At 36.0% G+C, this 16681-nt stretch carries 17 protein-coding genes; 12 read left to right on the top strand and 5 right to left on the bottom strand.

Going from position 1 to position 16681, the window contains the following annotated elements; genetic code table 11:
* Positions 1 to 21: 21 nt before the first annotated feature.
* The 7 genes from nadB to PUH65_RS03325 all read left to right on the top strand — a co-directional run bounded on the left by nadB (position 22) and on the right by PUH65_RS03325 (position 9570).
* Positions 22 to 1596 (top strand): L-aspartate oxidase, encoded by a 1575-nt coding sequence (gene nadB / locus PUH65_RS03355; protein ID WP_305520374.1) that lies wholly within the window; start codon positions 22 to 24, stop codon positions 1594 to 1596.
* Entirely contained in the window at positions 1593 to 2435 is an 843-nt protein-coding gene (locus PUH65_RS03350) for a sulfurtransferase (protein ID WP_305520375.1), read from the top strand. Before nadB ends, PUH65_RS03350 begins: the two co-directional genes overlap by 4 nt.
* Before the next feature lie 54 nt (positions 2436 to 2489).
* Positions 2490 to 3350, top strand: coding sequence for a carboxylating nicotinate-nucleotide diphosphorylase (gene nadC / locus PUH65_RS03345; RefSeq protein WP_305520376.1), 861 nt, complete (start codon positions 2490 to 2492; stop codon positions 3348 to 3350).
* Between the two features lie 219 nt (positions 3351 to 3569).
* Complete coding sequence (locus PUH65_RS03340) at positions 3570 to 6878, top strand: TonB-dependent receptor (RefSeq protein ID WP_305520377.1); 3309 nt, start codon at positions 3570 to 3572, stop codon at positions 6876 to 6878.
* 143 nt (positions 6879 to 7021) lie between these two features.
* Positions 7022 to 7468 (top strand): hypothetical protein, encoded by a 447-nt coding sequence (locus PUH65_RS03335; protein WP_305520378.1) that lies wholly within the window; start codon positions 7022 to 7024, stop codon positions 7466 to 7468.
* A 26-nt stretch (positions 7469 to 7494) separates the two neighbouring features.
* Entirely contained in the window at positions 7495 to 8487 is a 993-nt protein-coding gene (locus PUH65_RS03330) for an aspartate-semialdehyde dehydrogenase (RefSeq protein ID WP_305520379.1), read from the top strand.
* A 78-nt stretch (positions 8488 to 8565) separates the two neighbouring features.
* The gene (locus tag PUH65_RS03325) at positions 8566 to 9570 is read left to right on the top strand and encodes a cation diffusion facilitator family transporter (RefSeq protein ID WP_305520380.1); all 1005 of its coding nucleotides are present in this window, start codon (positions 8566 to 8568) and stop codon (positions 9568 to 9570) included.
* Positions 9571 to 9602: 32 nt separating this feature from the next.
* Here the strand turns inward: PUH65_RS03325 and PUH65_RS03320 are convergent, their stop codons facing one another.
* Both PUH65_RS03320 and xrtF read right to left on the bottom strand, forming a co-directional pair.
* A complete protein-coding gene (locus PUH65_RS03320) occupies positions 9603 to 10052 on the bottom strand; it encodes an exosortase F system-associated protein (protein WP_305520381.1) in 450 nt (149 codons plus the stop codon).
* Entirely contained in the window at positions 10039 to 10581 is a 543-nt protein-coding gene (gene xrtF, locus PUH65_RS03315; protein ID WP_305520382.1) for an exosortase family protein XrtF, read from the bottom strand. Before xrtF ends, PUH65_RS03320 begins: the two co-directional genes overlap by 14 nt.
* A gap of 53 nt (positions 10582 to 10634) precedes the next feature.
* On the opposite strand from xrtF, the gene PUH65_RS03310 reads away from it, so the two are divergent.
* From PUH65_RS03310 to PUH65_RS03290, 5 genes are all read left to right on the top strand, one after another.
* Positions 10635 to 11654 (top strand): aminoglycoside phosphotransferase family protein, encoded by a 1020-nt coding sequence (locus PUH65_RS03310; protein ID WP_305520383.1) that lies wholly within the window; start codon positions 10635 to 10637, stop codon positions 11652 to 11654.
* 35 nt (positions 11655 to 11689) lie between these two features.
* A complete protein-coding gene (locus PUH65_RS03305; RefSeq protein WP_305520384.1) occupies positions 11690 to 12094 on the top strand; it encodes an RNase adapter RapZ in 405 nt (134 codons plus the stop codon).
* A 70-nt stretch (positions 12095 to 12164) separates the two neighbouring features.
* A complete protein-coding gene (locus PUH65_RS03300; RefSeq protein ID WP_305520385.1) occupies positions 12165 to 12878 on the top strand; it encodes a nucleotidyltransferase family protein in 714 nt (237 codons plus the stop codon).
* A 33-nt stretch (positions 12879 to 12911) separates the two neighbouring features.
* Positions 12912 to 13640, top strand: a complete 729-nt coding sequence (locus PUH65_RS03295) for a TIGR00730 family Rossman fold protein (RefSeq protein ID WP_305520439.1) — start codon at positions 12912 to 12914, stop codon at positions 13638 to 13640.
* Positions 13641 to 13682: 42 nt separating this feature from the next.
* Positions 13683 to 14153 carry a DUF6702 family protein gene (locus tag PUH65_RS03290; protein ID WP_305520386.1) on the top strand — a complete coding sequence of 157 codons (471 nt, stop codon included), beginning with the start codon at positions 13683 to 13685 and terminating at the stop codon, positions 14151 to 14153.
* Positions 14154 to 14253: 100 nt separating this feature from the next.
* Here PUH65_RS03290 and PUH65_RS03285 read toward each other — a convergent pair whose 3' ends face one another.
* Genes PUH65_RS03285 through PUH65_RS03275 form a run of 3 tightly spaced genes read right to left on the bottom strand, consistent with a single transcriptional unit; the run spans position 14254 to position 16679 of the window.
* Entirely contained in the window at positions 14254 to 14583 is a 330-nt protein-coding gene (locus PUH65_RS03285; RefSeq protein WP_305520387.1) for a metal-sulfur cluster assembly factor, read from the bottom strand.
* Entirely contained in the window at positions 14580 to 15845 is a 1266-nt protein-coding gene (locus PUH65_RS03280; RefSeq protein ID WP_305520388.1) for a hypothetical protein, read from the bottom strand. The genes PUH65_RS03285 and PUH65_RS03280 overlap by 4 nt, the downstream gene beginning before the upstream one ends.
* The gene (locus PUH65_RS03275; protein ID WP_305520389.1) at positions 15846 to 16679 is read right to left on the bottom strand and encodes a DUF2249 domain-containing protein; all 834 of its coding nucleotides are present in this window, start codon (positions 16677 to 16679) and stop codon (positions 15846 to 15848) included. It abuts the gene before it with no gap.
* Positions 16680 to 16681: the final 2 nt, after the last annotated feature.

The raw sequence follows: 16681 nt of genomic DNA, 5'->3' as shown, positions 1-16681 counted from the left end.
CTTAACTCTTGAAATAACTCAATGATAAAAGCAGACGTACTCGTCATCGGATCAGGAATCTCCGGACTTTCTTATGCGATCAAAATTTCGGAAAGAATGCCCGAAGCCAAAATTATCATCGTCACCAAAGCAGATGAAGATGAAAGCAATACCAAATACGCTCAAGGCGGACTGGCTGTGGTTACAGATTTTGACAAAGATAATTTTCAGAAACATATCGACGATACCATGAGAGCTGGCGACGGTGAAAACAATCTGGAAGTCGTGAGAATGGTGATTGAAGAAGGTCCAGACCGATTCCGGGAATTGGTGGATTGGGGAACTCAATTTGATAAAAAAGACGGCCATCTTATGCTCGGAAGAGAAGGCGGCCATACTGAAAACCGAATCGTTCATCACAAAGATATTACGGGTGCCGAAATCGAACGCGCTTTATTGGCAACAGTGAATAGGTCACCGAATATAGAAATCATGGCACATCATTATGTTATCGATTTGATTACGCAACATCATGTTCCAGGAAAAGTTTTTGACCTTGAAAAAATCGATTGTTACGGTGCATATATTTTGGATGAAAAGAATAAAAAAATCAAAAAAATTACCGCGAAAATAACTTTGGTTGCGACAGGTGGAGCCGGTCACGTTTATAAAAACACCACCAATCCGATCATTGCAACTGGAGACGGAATTGCTTTCGTACACAGAGCACGTGGGAAAATTTCGAATATGCAGTATTACCAGTTTCATCCAACTGCATTATTTTCGAAGCGAGATGGAATGTTATTTTTAATTTCAGAAGCAGTTCGTGGTGACGGTGCAAAACTCAGAACCAAAGACGGAAAGAAATTCATGCAAAAATATGACGAGCGTGAAGAATTAGCGTCCCGTGACATTGTGGCAAGAGCCATTGACAATGAATTGAAAATCTCCGGTGATGATTATGTTGGTCTCGATTGCAGGGAAATGGATCAGGAAAAATTTATTGAACATTTTCCGAATATTTACCAAAAATGCATGGATGAAGGGATTGATCCTTTTACCCAACTAATTCCTGTTGTTCCGGCTTGCCATTATTTAATGGGCGGAATCGATGTTGATATGGACGGACAAAGTTCCATCAAAAATTTATTCGCCGTGGGAGAATGTACGAACTCCGGACTGCATGGCGCCAATCGACTGGCCTCAAACTCTTTATTGGAAGGGTTGGTTTTTGGGCATAATGCTGCTTTGAAAACGGTGGAACTTTTAGAAATCAATGATTTTAATTTTGATGATTTAAAAGCAGTCCCGGAATGGAATGAAGAAGGAATGAAAATGATGGATGAAATGGTCATGGTTTCTTATCTCCGAAGACAGTTACAGGAAATGATGAGCGACTTGGTGAGCATCGTTAGAACAAATGATCGACTGGCATTAGCGAAGAAAAAACAACACGAGATTTTCGATGCTGTGAATGAATTGTACAACTATTCGATCATGTCTCCCCAACTTTCTGAACTGAGAAATTTAACCAATATTTCCTATCTCATTATCAAACATTCTTTGATGATGACCGAAAACAAAGGTGCCTTTTATAATAAAGATCTAGTAAAATGAAAATACCCCCAATCATCAACGCGGAAGAGTTAGCAGTTTTAAACAGAGAAAATCTCGTAATTGTTGACGCCGGAAGTGGCGGTTCTGCTTATGAGAAATATCTGGAAGAACATATTGACGGTGCTTTATACGTGGACGTAAATAATGATTTAGCCCAAATTCCGAAAGATGCAAAAAATGGCGGAAGACATCCTTTGCCAAGTTTGGAGAAATTTGAGGAGGTTTTACACCGTTTAGGCATTAACCAAAATTCCCATGTCATTGTTTATGATGATAAAAATGCTTCAATTGCGGGAGCAAGATTTTGGTGGATGTTAAGAGCGGCAGGAATCGAAAAAGTACAGGTTTTGAATGGAGGTATTCAAAAGGCAAAAGAAAAAGGACTAGATGTAAACTCAAAAATCGTGGAGCCAAAATCCATTGATAAACTTTCTTTAAAAGAATGGAAACTTCCAAAAGTTGACATCGACTTTATTACGCAATATTCTGAAAATCCTGACTACGTTGTTATTGATGTTCGTGAAAAAGACCGATACGACGGAAAAACCGAACCAATTGATGAAATAGCCGGACATATTCCGGGTGCCATTAATATTCCTTTTAAAGAAAACCTGAACGAAGACGGAACTTTTAAAAGTCCTGAAGTCCTTCATGAAAAATATAGCGAAGTTTTAAAAAATCATTCTTCTCATAAAGTAGCAGTTCATTGTGGATCTGGAGTTACGGCTTGCCACACTTTATTAGCAATGGATTATGCAGGATTTGAAATTCCGAATCTTTATGTGGGTTCCTGGAGCGAGTGGTCGCGGAATGATAAACCTGTGGCTAAAAATATTTGATTAAATTTAAACTTTTATCAAATTAGAAATAAAGATTCCTTTAAATATAAATAAATGAAAAAACCAATATACGTCACGAAAGACGCTTTGAAAACTTTTATTAAAAACGCCTTAGAAGAAGATATTCAAGATGGTGACCATTCTACCTTGGCTACTATTCCTAAAAATTTAGAACAAAAAGCAAAACTTTTGGTGAAGCAAAATTGTATTTTGGCCGGCGTTGAACTGGCTGAAATGATCTTTAAACAATTTGATAAAAACTTAAAAGTAGAACGTTTACTTAAAGATGGTGACTCGGCAAAAGTTGGAGACATCGCTTTTTACGTAACCGGAAGTGCACGATCGATTCTTTCTACAGAACGATTTGTGTTGAACTGCATGCAAAGAATGAGTGGGATCGCAACCTTAACTCACGATTGGGATTCTCGGTTATTAGGAACAAAAGCAAAACTTTTGGATACGAGAAAAACAACTCCCAATTTCAGATTGTGTGAGAAATGGGCGGTTGCCATTGGTGGTGGAACCAATCACAGATATGGTTTGTATGATATGATTATGCTAAAAGATAACCACATTGATTACAATGGAAGCATTACCAACGCTGTAAAAATGGCTAAAACTTATACTGAAAAAATCAAGAAACCTTTAAAAATAGAAGTTGAAACCAGAAATCTGGACGAAGTAAAAGAAGCTTTGAAAGCAGGAGCAGACAGAATCATGCTAGACAATATGGATGTGGCAATGATGACCGAAGCCGTAAAAATAATTGGCAATAAATGCGAAACCGAAGCATCTGGTGGTATTACAAGAGACCAACTAAAAGAGATTGCGAAAACGGGTGTAAATTATATTTCTGCAGGTGCACTTACGCATTCAGCAGAGAACATTGATTTGAGCTTAAAAGCGGTAAAATAATTTATTGAAATTGTAATTAAAAAAGCCACTTTAGTACAAATAGACAACACCAATTGAGATAATAGGCAATAAATAACAATTTTAAAAGATTGACTTACAGATAAATAGCCTAAAAATTAACAAAACTTTAAAATTTAACAATTTGTTAACGAAAGTACCGTTTAAATATAATATTTTTGCATCAAACTTACTGTAAAAAGTAAACTAAAATTAACTGATATGAATTTTAATCCACTAAAGAAGACTGTCCTCGTTGCTGCTATTGCATTTGCAGGTTATGGTAACGTACACGCACAGGTTACTACCAGTAACATGTCGGGTGTTGTAACAACCATGGACGGTAAAAAAAGCACCGGCGCAACCATTAAGGCAACGCACATGCCATCAGGAACGGTTTATTCGGCAACTGCAAATTCTGCAGGAGTTTTTAACTTATCCAACATGCGTGTTGGTGGACCTTACAAAGTAGAGGTTACCTATGGTACTGAACAACCAATGATATACGACGATGTGTACTTGGAACTTGGTCAACCCTTTGCGCTGAATCCAGTATTCGGTGAGAAAACAGCAAATATTGCTGAGGTAATAGTTACCGGAGTAAGCAGAAACGCTAACAAAACGGGAGCTGCAACAAACGTTGGTCAAAAACTAATTCAGGAACTTCCGCAATCTTCTAGAAGTATTACAGATTTTACGAGATTAACTCCACAAGCAAACGGTAATTCATTTGCTGGTCGTGATGCTCGTTATAACAACCTTCAGATTGATGGAGCGAATTTCAATAACGGTTTTGGTTTAAGCAACAGCCCACTTCCAGGGGGTAACTCGCAGCCAATTTCTTTAGATGCAATTCAGGAAATCTCTGTAAACATTGCCCCTTTTGATGTTACACAGTCTGGTTTTACAGGTGCTGGTATTAATGCGATTACCAAATCAGGTACTAATAAATTCCATGGTTCATTATACGGTTATTATAATGGTAAAGAATTGAACGGTTGGAAAATAAATGGTGAAGACATTCAAAAAGTGTCTGGTGCTAAAATGACCAATGGTCTTACTGTAGGTGGACCAATTATTCAAAATAAATTATTCTTCTTTGTTAGTGGTGAAAGAGAAACTGCTACTGGAGCAAATGCTTCTGGCGCGAATCTTTGGAAAGCTTCACAAAACGGAATTTCAGATCCTGCAAATAACATCTCAAGAGTTAAAGAATCTGACCTAATCGCTGTTCAAAATCACTTGATCAACAGATGGGGTTATAATCCAGGACGTTACCAAGGTTATGCTAATGAAGCAGAACAACAAGGTGACAAATTCCTAGCTCGTTTAGACTGGAACATCAGCGATAAACACAAGTTTGCGGTTCGTTATAATATGTTGAAAGGAACATCACAGCAACTTGCAAATGCTTCTTCAGGTCCAGCACCAAGATCTTCTTGGAGTCGGGTGAGTGATAAAGCAATGACTTTTGAAAGTGGTAATTACGGATTTGAAAACACGGTAAGTTCTGTTACAGCTGAATTAAATTCAACCTTCAACTCGAGTCTTTCAAATAAATTATTATTTACCTACTCGAAAATTCAAGACAAAAGAACATCACCGTCAGAATCTCTTTTCCCATTTGTTGATATCTGGGATGGTTCGCCAACTGGTGGAAACTACATCAGTTTCGGTACAGAATTATTCTCTTACCTGAATGATGTTGTGAATGATAACTTCTCATTTACCAATAACTTAACCTATACCACAGGAAAAAATAACTTCACTGCAGGTATCGCATACGAAGTTCAAAAATTTGGTAACTCTTATACCAGAATGGGAACAGGTTATTACCGTTATGCTTCAGTAGAAGATTTCTTGAAAACAGGAACATCCGCAGAGGTTGCACCAATTATGTTTGGTTTAACTTATCCATATGCTAATCAAGATACTTACTCTAGAGTTAACTTCGGTTTAGCATCTGCTTATTTACAGGACAGAATTACATTAAATGACAAATTCAACGTTACAATAGGTTTAAGAGCAGAACTTCCTAATTATTTAAATGATCTTACAGCAAATCCTTCAATTGATGCTTTAGATTTATTAGACAAAAACGGAAACCCAAGAAACTATGCTTCAGGTGAATGGCCAAAATCTAAAGTTTCTCTTTCTCCACGTTTAGGATTTAACTATGACGTAATGGGAGACAGAAGTTTAACTTTACGTGGAGGCACAGGAATCTTTACAGGTCGTGTTCCTTTCGTATGGTTAACAAATATGCCAACCAATGCGGGAGTTTTACAAAACACTGTAGAGCCAGGTTCTTATGCTGAAGTTGCAGGATGGATCGGAAACGTAAGATTCCAGCCACAAGACATTTATTACTATGTAAATAACCCACCAGCAGGTGCAGGAAGTGTGTTCATCAACAATCCAAAAGCAGGTGCACCAGCATCATTCGCTTTAGTTGATAGAGATTTCAAAATGCCATCAGTATGGAGATCAAGTTTCGGTGCTGACTACAAAATTCCAAACTCTGTATTCACATTAACAACAGACATTCTCTATACTAAAGACGTAAATTCTGTATTCCAATATGGAGCAAACAGAAAAGAATCTACAGCGAGAATGACTCGTCAAGATCGTGCTTATTACCCGAATGCTGCATCATACCAATACAACACTGCAATTGGAGCAAACAGCGCGGTAGTTTTAACGAACTCTGATACTAAAGGAACTGCTTTCTCTGCAACGTTTGGGGCAAATATGAGAACATGGAAAGGACTTTCTGGGTCTGTATTCTACACCTTCTCTGAAGCAAAAGAAATCTCTGCAAACGCAGGATCAAGTGCAAGTTCAGCATGGCAAGCATCACCAACAGTTGATTCACCAAATCAACAAGATTTGAGTATTTCAAACTTCTCAGTTCCACACAGAATTGTTGCAAATATTAGTTATAACATCAAGAATACGACAATTGGAGTTTACTATTCAGGTGCAAACCAAGGAAGATTCTCTTACTACTACTCTAATGATGTGAATGGTGATGGTATCGCGAATGACTTAATGTACATCCCTAATGTTGGAGAAGTAACTAAGTTTGCTGATATTAAAAGTGGTACAACTACTTTGTTTACTGCAGGACAACAAGATGCTGCTTTCAACCAGTTCATCGCTGATAATGGTTTAGAAAAATACAGAGGTCAAATTCTTCCACGTAACGAATTCTTGTTACCATGGTTAAACCGTGTTGATGTAAGAATTGCTCAGAATATCTTTACTGATATGGTTCAAAAAGGAGACAAAGTTGCAATTACTTTAGATATCTTAAACTTTGGTAACCTACTTAATTCAGAATGGGGAATTCAGGACAATACGGTAAGTTCTTATGGAGCAGCAGTATTAGGAAGATCAGGGAATCTATCTCCTGACCCAACTTTTACAATGCTACGTGATGGAGCTGATTTAGTTAAATCACCATACAGACCAGCAAGTTCAAGATTTACTACTTGGAGTGCAATGCTTGGATTTAAATATTCATTCTAACACTTTCAATGTGATATAAAAAGAAGCCTTACAATTAATTTTGTAAGGCTTCTTTATTGGCTTTAAACTGAACTTTAACAATTCACGGACTATACACGAATCACCGGTATTTTTTTTATCTTTGCCCTTAACAAAAAAATACTATGGATACATTTAAAATTATCACCGAAGCACACAAAGGTTTTGCTTATTTGATTTTGCTTGCGGGCATTATTTTCATCGTTGCATTATTGGCTACCATGTTTGGCTACTCTGGTAAAATTTCCAAATTATTGCGGAAATCGACTTTATTTACCATGATTCTATTTCATATTCAGTTGATCGTAGGGATTTTCATGTTGGTGTTTTCTCCAGGTCTGAAAGGAGCTTTGGAAACAGGAACATTAATGAGCAACGCTGCAGCGAGATTTTCTTATGTAGAACATCCAGTGTCAATGTTGATTGGTGTTGTTTTAATGACCATCATTAATAAATACATGAAAACCAACGAAACTCTTGCAATGAAAATTGTAATTATGGGACTAATCGCTATGGCACTTTTCGCTTATGCTTTCCCATGGGTCAGAGTTTTCCCTTCAATGTTTGCATAAATAACTTAAAAAAAACAATATTCTCAATGAAAATAGCAGTAGTAGGTGCTACCGGAATGGTGGGTCAAATTATGTTAAAGGTTCTGGAAGAAAGAAATTTTCCGATAACCGAATTAATTCCTGTCGCCTCCGAAAAATCAATCGGTAAAAAAATCATCTTCAAAGGAGAAGAATTCGAAATCGTTTCGATGCAAGATGCTATAGACCGAAAGCCCGAAATCGTTATGTTCTCTGCAGGCGGAACAACCTCTTTAGAATTTGCTCCGAAATTTGCCGCAGTCGGAACAACAGTAATCGACAACTCTTCTGCGTGGAGAATGGTCGCTGATAAGAAATTAGTCGTTCCGGAAATCAACGCGAATGTCTTAACCAAAGAAGATAAAATCATTGCAAACCCAAACTGTTCTACGATTCAATTGGTAATGGTTTTACATCCTTTAAATCAAAAATATGATGTTAAAAGGGTTATCGTTTCAACCTATCAATCGGTAACAGGAACAGGTAAAAGCGCAGTAGATCAGTTAAATGCAGAGGTTGTAGGCAATAAAGATGTTGCTAAAGTTTATCCGTATGAAATCTTTAAAAATGCATTGCCACAATGTGATGTTTTCGCTGAAGATGATTACACTAAGGAAGAAATTAAGTTGATGACAGAACCCAAGAAAATCATGGGCGATGATACTTTTAATATTACGGCAACTGCAGTTCGTGTGCCTGTTCAAGGTGGACATTCTGAAAGTGTAAACATCGAATTTGAAAAAGACTTCGATCTGGATGAAGTGAAAAATCTTCTTGCAGAAACTCCAGGAGTCATTGTTTTAGATGATGTAAAGAACAACATTTATCCGATGCCTTTATATTCCGAAGGAAAAGACGAGGTATTTGTGGGAAGAATCAGAAGAGATATTTCTCAACCTAAAACACTAAACCTCTGGATTGTAGCAGATAACCTGAGAAAAGGCGCAGCCACAAATGCGGTACAGATCGCAGAATATCTCTACCAAAACAAATTAGTCTAAATTAAATGCTCACATTAGGTGGGCATTTTTTATGGATTAGATGAATCAAACATTCTCTATAAGTCTAATAAAACTCAAATGTCAGAAATTAAAAATAATACCAAAACCAATTTTACTTTCCAGCGAAATGTTGCCATCGTGGGCATTCTACTTTTCCTAGGGAAATTATTGGCCTGGCATTTAACCAATTCCGATGCGGTTTTTTCTGATGCTATGGAAAGCATCGTGAACATTATTGCGGCATTTATGGGACTGTTTTCACTTTACCTCGCCGCAAAACCAAAAGATGTGGAACATCCTTACGGTCACGGGAAAGTAGAATTTATAACTTCTGGTATTGAAGGTGCACTAATTATTTTCGCTGGTGTTATTATCATCGTTCAATCAATCGATTCACTTTTACACGGAAACGTTCCTAAGCAATTAGACTGGGGAATTTGGATCATTGCTGCAACAGCGGTCATTAATTATTTAATGGGACATATTTCCTATAAAAAAGGAATCAAAGAAAATTCGTTGGTTTTACAAAGTTCTGGCAAACATTTACAAAGCGACACTTTTACAACCATTGGCGTTGTCGTAAGTTTGGTCTTGGTCTATTACACAAAATTGTACTGGATTGATGCACTAGTTGCCCTACTCTTTGGGGGTTACATTATGTTTGTGGGATATAAAATCATTCGGAAGTCATTATCGGGAATTATGGATGAAGCAGATTTAGGAATGCTTCAAAGTTTATCAAAATTCCTCAACGAAAATAGAAAGCCACAGTGGGTTGACATTCACAATATGCGGATTCAGCAACACGGAAGCGGACTTCATATCGATGCGCATTTCACTTTGCCCTGGTATTATGAACTACGGAAAGCCCACAATGAAATGGAAGATTTATACAAACTTATTGGCGAAAATACCAACCGAACAATTGAGTTTAACTTTCACCTGGATGATTGTAAATCTTTTTCCTGCGAAATTTGTGAGTTGAGCGAATGCCCAGCAAGACAAAAAACATTCGTTAAAAAAATAGAATGGAACGAAAAGACAATCGCGCAGGTTCCGAAACACTCTTTGAAAAACAATTGATTTGAAGAAAAAAACACAACCTTTTCAGTCTTCTAAGATTGAAAGGGTTTTTTATTATCCAAAAGCATTTTTCTGTAATAAAACAAAGGAATTATCAAGAGTAAAATCAACGGTTGAATGACAAACCTTCTCATATAGAAAGAGAAAAGATAGCCAACTTCAAATTTGGTATGAATACAATATAGGTAGATAGGAAAAGTAATTACAAAGACAATAAGCATTAAAAAAATTGCCTGCAAAGTCCACTGCTTATTTTTAAAAATTAAATAAACCACAGCGGCTGATAAAATTAAATTCAACCCAAATCGGAAAAGATAATTCAGGATTAAAGGAAGCCAATTGAAAGCCGGAAAAGACGCATGCTTATTAGCCAAATGAAAATAATCTTGAAAAGGATCATAAAAAAGATTGCTTTCAACCATTCTCACAGATATCAATCCAAAAATAGCAACTGCTACTAAAAGCCATTTAAGAATTTTCATCTTCAACGTTTTTTAAAGCGTAAAACTTAATCCAAATTAACCAGAGAATAACGACAGTTCCGTAGATGATTGCCGGGAATAAATAATCATGTCCAATTTTAGAATACTGTGGATGTTCAACAAGAAGAACGTTCAAACCCACAATCCGCAAAACATTCATAATATGCAGAACTACTAAACCAACTGCAGCAAAAACAAAAGTTTTAAAACTTTCATAAAAGGCAAAGATAAAGGCCAAAAATAAAATCATGACCGAAATTGCGTTACAACCTTCTACCATACGGGAAACGTATTTTCCGCTGACAAAAAACCAGGTAGTTTCATCTTCTGGTTTTCCCTCTACCATTTGAGACGGATAACCGATCAGATTTTGTACAAAATCTACTTGTCGCATCGCCCAACTGGAAAAAGGATCCAGCCCGGCATTTTTATATCCATTCAAATAAAACTGATAGCCCAAAACCAACACCACATATAAAATGATGAAACGAAGGAGCACTTTTAGAACTGGCTTGAAATCATTAAACATACCTGCAAATATACTCTTTTACAAAATACGTTTTTCCCTATCTTTGTAAAAGTATGACTGACCAAAACGCAAAATATTTTTTCGAAAATTATACCCATGAAGCCGCTCAAGATTTTTTTACTTTAGCACAAAGTGGCTCTGCAAGAATTAATTATGTAGGCAAAAGTTCTGGCAAAAACTATATCATTACCTACAATGAAAATATTCCCGAAAACGAAAGTTTTTATTATTTCTCCAATCTGTTTTCTGATTTAAAGGTGAACGCACCAAAGGTTTTAAAAATCTCTGATGACCGGAAATTATACATTCAGGAATTTCTTGGTGATCAAACTTTATCGGAAGTAATTGAGAAAGAAGGTTTGACTGAAAGAGTAAAAACTTTGGTAAAAAAAACATTGCAGCAACTCGCAGAAGTTCAAATTAAAACGGAAGATCAAATCGATTATTCACAAACTTTTGAATATGCAAAATATGATGAATTACCCATTACCAGCGATTTATTTTATTTTAAAAGTTTCATCGCAGACGTTCTAGAAATCCCTTATCACAAATCTTCTCTGTTAATGGAATTTAAAAAAATAGTTTCAAAAATAGAGCAATTGGAACCGAAAGGAATTATGATGCGCGATTTTCAGGCAAGGAATATTATGGTGAATGACGACGACGAAGTCTTCTTTATCGATTACCAGTCGGCCATGAAAGGTCCGCTCATTTACGATGTCATTTCTTTTCTTTTTCAGGCAAAAGCCAATTTCCCAGCAGATTTTAAAAATAAAATGCTGAACTATTATTTTTCTTTTTGGGGTGCAGAGAAACAACTTCAACTAAGAAACTCGGTAAAACCAATTCAGTTGATTAGGTTCTTGCAAGTCCTGGGAGCGTATGGCTTCCGTGGACTCATCCAAAGAAAGCAGCATTTTATTTCAAGTATTGATCAAGGAATTGAAAACCTGTATCAATTTTCAACATCATGGGAAGAAATGAATGAATATCCAGCATTGAAAAATTTGATTTCTGAATTAAAATCAAAAAGCGTGGAAGATAAAATTAAAAACATCATCTTTAACCAGTAAGATTCTGTCTTAATGGTTTACTAATAAATAATACAATGAGTTTAACAATAGAAATACACAGTTTTTCCTATAAAAAAGGAGGAATACCAAAAGATAATTCCGGAAATGGTGGCGGCTTTGCCTTTGATTGCAGAGGAATTCTAAATCCTGGAAGAGTCGAGGAATACAAAGTTCAAACAGGTTGCGATATCGGCGTTCAGGACTATTTAGAAACAAAGACCGAAATGCCCAACTTTTTAGATTTGGTTAAAAATATCGTTTCCATTAATATTGATAATTATATCGCCCGAGATTTCGACCATCTTCAAATTAATTTTGGATGTACTGGCGGACAACACCGTTCGGTTTATGCCGCAGAAAAAACAGCTGAATTTATTCGGGAGAAATATCCGCAAACAACCGTTACACTCAATCACGACGAACAACCTCAACTAAACTAATGATTGATGAGTGATTATTGATTGATTATGTTCCCATCAATTATCACTCATCAACTATCACTTATAAATTATGAAAGCACTTATCTTTGCTGCAGGAAAAGGAACCCGACTGAAACCCTTTACAGATCACCATCCAAAAGCAATGGCATTGGTTAATGGCGTTCCTTTGTTGGAGCGAAATATCAAATATTTGCAAGGCTTTGGGATCAATGATTTTGTAATTAATATTTATCATTTCGGTGAACAGATTTCAGAATTCCTAAAAAAGAACAATAACTTTAATTCAAATATTGAACTTTCAGACGAGAAGGATGAATTGCTTGAAACGGGTGGTGGACTGGTTTTTGCTCGAAAATTTTTGGATCACGGAGAAGATTTTTTAATCATGAATGCCGATATTTTAACCGACTTAGATTTAAACTTTTTCGTAGAATATCATCAGGAAAAAAAAGATTTTGCTACTTTAGCGGTCTCTGACAGAAAGAGTTCCAGAAAATTACTCTTCAATCCGGAAATGATTTTGAAAGGTTGGTTGAATGTAGAATCTGGTGAACAACGGCTTGCAGAATTTAACAAAGGTTTCAAACCCCTGGCTTTTAGTGGAATTCATTGTGTAAATCCCGAAATTTTTAACAAAATAAAAAGAACCGGTAAGTTTTCCATCATGGAAGAGTATCTGGATTTGATGACGAACGAAAGTATTCACGGTTACGAACATTCGGCGACCATCATTGATGTTGGTAGACCAGAATCAATCTTGGAAGCAGAGAAAATATTTAAATAAAAAATGAGCAAAATAAATAGAGGAAAAGGAACAATGAAAATAGAGAATAATGATCCTTTTGAAATAGATCAAAAAGTACAAAATTCATTTAAAGAAAAAACCTGGGATGAAACCATAACCAAAGACAGTTGGATGGTTTTTAAAATCATGGCAGAATTTGTAGATGGTTACGAGAGAATGGCGAAAATTGGACCTTGCGTTTCGATCTTTGGTTCAGCCCGAATGAAAACTACTGATCCTTGCTACGAAATCGCCGTAGATATTGCAGAAAAAATTACAGAAATCGGTTTCGGAGTGATTACTGGCGGTGGTCCAGGGATCATGGAAGCGGGAAATAAAGGTGCGCGAAGAGGCGGCGGAAAATCTATAGGCCTTAATATTGATCTTCCTTTTGAACAACATTTTAATCCATATATCGATAAAGGTCTGAGCATTGATTTCGATTATTTTTTCATTCGAAAAGTAATCTTTGTAAAATATTCTCAAGGATTTATCGTGATGCCAGGTGGTTTCGGTACTCTGGATGAATTAATGGAAGCAATTACTTTAATTCAAACCAATAAAATAGGAAGATTCCCAATTGTTTTGGTCGGTTCTAAATTTTGGTCGGGTTTACTAGACTGGTTTAAAAACACTTTATTAGCAAGCGGAATGATTTCTGAAGCGGACCTCAGCTTGTATCGAGTTGTAGATACGGCAGAGGACGCAGTTGCCCATATAAAGGCGTTTTACGATAAATATCAGGTCAACGTAAACTTCTAGTTGGCACTATATTTGAGATTATTCATATACAAATCAATCAAAATGAAAAAATATTTATATATTACTGGGATCTTTGCACTGATGCTCACGATGAGTTTTGCAGTTGCAGACTTCTACTCCTCCATGACGAAGGTTGATTATTTGGAAGCAAGTAAAACATTAAAGTTTACTACAAAATTAAATACTTCCCATATTTCAGATGCTATTAAAATAAACCCTAATACCGCAGGATTTGAAGCAGAAGTTAAAAAATACGTGAATAATAATTTTGATTTGTATGTTAACGGAACCGCAAAAAATCTAACCTTTACTGGAAGTCAAGTCAATGGCGAATCAGTTTGGGTTTATTTCGAGTCTAATGGAATAAACGAAATTAATACCATCAGAATTAAAAACACGATTCTGTTAAGTGTATTTCCAAAACAGTTTAATCTGGTGAATATTGCTTACAAAGGCAATCAGAAAACCATGAATTTTCAAAGAGGAAAAGAAGTGAATGAAGTTAGTTTTTAAGAAACTTCAAATAAAAACAAAATCCGTTTCAACGAACTTGAGACGGATTTTTATTTGAAATGCTCAATGCATTTCTTTAACAATTATAAAAAACTAAGAATTATCTATTATTCAGCTGCTGCATTCCTTCGGAGGAAACCATATCGTAATTCCAGGCAGGTTCGAAGACGAGATTGATTTCCACTTCATGATCTGGAAGTTCTTTTTCTAAAACATTCTTAACTCCGGTTTGAATGGCCTCTCCCATTGGACAATGTGGTGTGGTTAAAGTCATGGTAACTTTAATGATGGTATCATTTATTATTTCAACATCATACACCAAACCTAGGTCGACAATATTGACCATTAATTCAGGATCTATAACTTCACAAAGCGCCATTTCTGCACGGCTTATTTTATCGTAATTTTTATCGGTAGAATCGAGTATCATGATTTGTTATTTCTTTTGTGTAACAATAATTTAAAGACATTAATATTATATAAAGTAGCAACAGCAACCCATAAAACGGCACCAATTCGGATGATGATTACCTGTTGTAGAATAATTCCCAAAGCAAATACCAGAAAGGCAGCAATGAAAATCCTGAATTGCCAAATGGTGAGTTTCTCGCTGTACAAATCTTTTGGAAGTGGCACTTTTACTTTTCCGGAAAGGTTTTTATAATGATCATTCCAAACGATGAAAGGAAGTGTTTTAAAGGTTTTTCCTAAAATTATACTCGTAATCCAACCCATGAATAAAAGCGTTCCGTAAAGCATGGTCCAGCGATAACCACTTGAAAAATAAACGGCCGGTAAAAGTAAGATTGAAAGCACCAACGCTAAAAATGAAAGAAACGCGTGTTTCATCAACAACTCTACTCTTTTTCTTAAACGGTTTTTGAAGTTATCATATAAATACAGTAACCAAAAAATAACTCCGATTAAAACAATCGCTGCGTATATTAAAATTCTAGGACTTACTCCGACAAAATAACCATCTGCAAGGAAAAGAATTAATCCTAAATTTTGAAAAATAAACGCCCATTTCAACAAATAGTCTTTACTTGATTTACCCAACAAAAACATAGGAACTAACTTGGAACTAACTCCAGTAATTAATTGCAGAAACCAACCGGCAAATCCAGCATGAGAATGAAGTTTTAATATTTCCAAATGACTTAGTTTAAAAAAAGGAAATTTTAAATTAATCGCCAGCAGCAAACCAACAATTACCGTAAACAAAAGCCAAGTGGCAGAACTTATCAGAAAGAGTTTTTGAATAGAATATTTTTTACATATCCTACTCGTTTTCAAAACATTAAATAAATAAAGCACCGCTGAAATCACAATTAATGAACCGCCGGCAATCATCACCCAACCAACGGATAAATTCCAGAAATTGGTAGTGAGTAAAATCATTCCCAAAGTCAAAGTATACCAAACAAAAGCCGCCATTTTTTCGCTGTATAAATCCTGTTCGCAAATCACAGGCAGCAACTGATGAGCCGCTCCGAAAATAATCATGGTTCCCCAACCTAAAGCAGCAACATGAACAATCGTCAATAAATGCGGCGTGAAATAATGACGCGTAAATGATTCTGGGCTGAAAAACATCAACACACAGAGAACAAAAAACATAACCGCTCCCGTTGCGTAAAACGGAAGGACAGCGCTATTTCCCGGGGCTTTTCCGATATTAATTTGTGCCATCTATTTTTTGAAAATCAACATTTTCACATTCCCTTCTTCTCTATTATTGATGTGAACTTGGTAGTTTTTATCCGCAAGTTCTTCCAGTAAATAAACAGGAACTCTTTTATGATCAATGTACAAGGCATTTCCTTCTGGGAGTTCTTGTAATTCAGAAAGAATCAATTCCATCGGGCCAGGCATTTCGAGTTCTCGGACATCGATTTCTTTGGTTTGTTCTTTGGTGAATTGACGACAAATTTCGGCAAAACTTTCTTCATCATTCATCTGTAATTTTTCTTCAGCAGTTTCTGAAGAATGAGAAGTTTCTTTTTCTTTTTTCAAAAAATAAGTATTGAATTCTTTATCATTAATGGTTTCAACGAAAGTGGCTTCTGCTTTTTCCTGTTTTAAAAGATGAATTAAAGGCGTCGGTACAAAATTATTAATGATACAAAGAATTTTACCCGGTTCAGTTGTTTTGAAACGTCCCAGAATTTCTTTCAAAGGATCTGCGCCATTATCGATAATTGGTCGAACATCATAAAAGTCAATATCGTCTTTATTTGCCTGTTGCAACCACGTGGGTTTCGTTTCTGAAGTGGTTTCTTCTTTCGTGAAAACTTCTTGTTCAAAAGTAAAACCTAGCGGTAAAAGAACTCTTTTGAACTCTTCAACAGTTGTACCGCCCATTTTCGCGGCTTCACCAATCGTAACTCGGGAGGCCATGATTTTTCTAAGAATTGGATTTTTTAATTTCTCCAAAGGTTTTGCCAAAGAAGCAATCGCATCTACACTTTTCGAATTGGCTTTTATCAATTCAGAAATTTTCGTTTTAGCCGTAATATTTTCCATAG

This window comes from Kaistella sp. SH40-3 (assembly GCF_030686865.1).
Lineage (GTDB): Bacteria > Bacteroidota > Bacteroidia > Flavobacteriales > Weeksellaceae > Kaistella.
Note: the sequence above shows the minus strand (reverse complement) of the source record. Positions and strands in the feature narration are given on the sequence as shown.

Coding starts and splice junctions, on each gene's coding strand:
- PUH65_RS03305 (WP_305520384.1), top strand. CDS start 11,690: ATGAGTTTAACAATAGAAATACACAGTTTTTCCTATAAAAAAGGAGGA.
- nadB (WP_305520374.1), top strand. CDS start 22: ATGATAAAAGCAGACGTACTCGTCATCGGATCAGGAATCTCCGGACTT.
- PUH65_RS03335 (WP_305520378.1), top strand. CDS start 7,022: ATGGATACATTTAAAATTATCACCGAAGCACACAAAGGTTTTGCTTAT.
- xrtF (WP_305520382.1), bottom strand. CDS start 10,581: ATGTTTAATGATTTCAAGCCAGTTCTAAAAGTGCTCCTTCGTTTCATC.
- PUH65_RS03350 (WP_305520375.1), top strand. CDS start 1,593: ATGAAAATACCCCCAATCATCAACGCGGAAGAGTTAGCAGTTTTAAAC.
- nadC (WP_305520376.1), top strand. CDS start 2,490: ATGAAAAAACCAATATACGTCACGAAAGACGCTTTGAAAACTTTTATT.
- PUH65_RS03330 (WP_305520379.1), top strand. CDS start 7,495: ATGAAAATAGCAGTAGTAGGTGCTACCGGAATGGTGGGTCAAATTATG.
- PUH65_RS03275 (WP_305520389.1), bottom strand. CDS start 16,679: ATGGAAAATATTACGGCTAAAACGAAAATTTCTGAATTGATAAAAGCC.
- PUH65_RS03325 (WP_305520380.1), top strand. CDS start 8,566: ATGTCAGAAATTAAAAATAATACCAAAACCAATTTTACTTTCCAGCGA.
- PUH65_RS03280 (WP_305520388.1), bottom strand. CDS start 15,845: ATGGCACAAATTAATATCGGAAAAGCCCCGGGAAATAGCGCTGTCCTT.
- PUH65_RS03340 (WP_305520377.1), top strand. CDS start 3,570: ATGAATTTTAATCCACTAAAGAAGACTGTCCTCGTTGCTGCTATTGCA.
- PUH65_RS03310 (WP_305520383.1), top strand. CDS start 10,635: ATGACTGACCAAAACGCAAAATATTTTTTCGAAAATTATACCCATGAA.
- PUH65_RS03295 (WP_305520439.1), top strand. CDS start 12,912: ATGAAAATAGAGAATAATGATCCTTTTGAAATAGATCAAAAAGTACAA.
- PUH65_RS03320 (WP_305520381.1), bottom strand. CDS start 10,052: ATGAAAATTCTTAAATGGCTTTTAGTAGCAGTTGCTATTTTTGGATTG.
- PUH65_RS03285 (WP_305520387.1), bottom strand. CDS start 14,583: ATGATACTCGATTCTACCGATAAAAATTACGATAAAATAAGCCGTGCA.
- PUH65_RS03300 (WP_305520385.1), top strand. CDS start 12,165: ATGAAAGCACTTATCTTTGCTGCAGGAAAAGGAACCCGACTGAAACCC.
- PUH65_RS03290 (WP_305520386.1), top strand. CDS start 13,683: ATGAAAAAATATTTATATATTACTGGGATCTTTGCACTGATGCTCACG.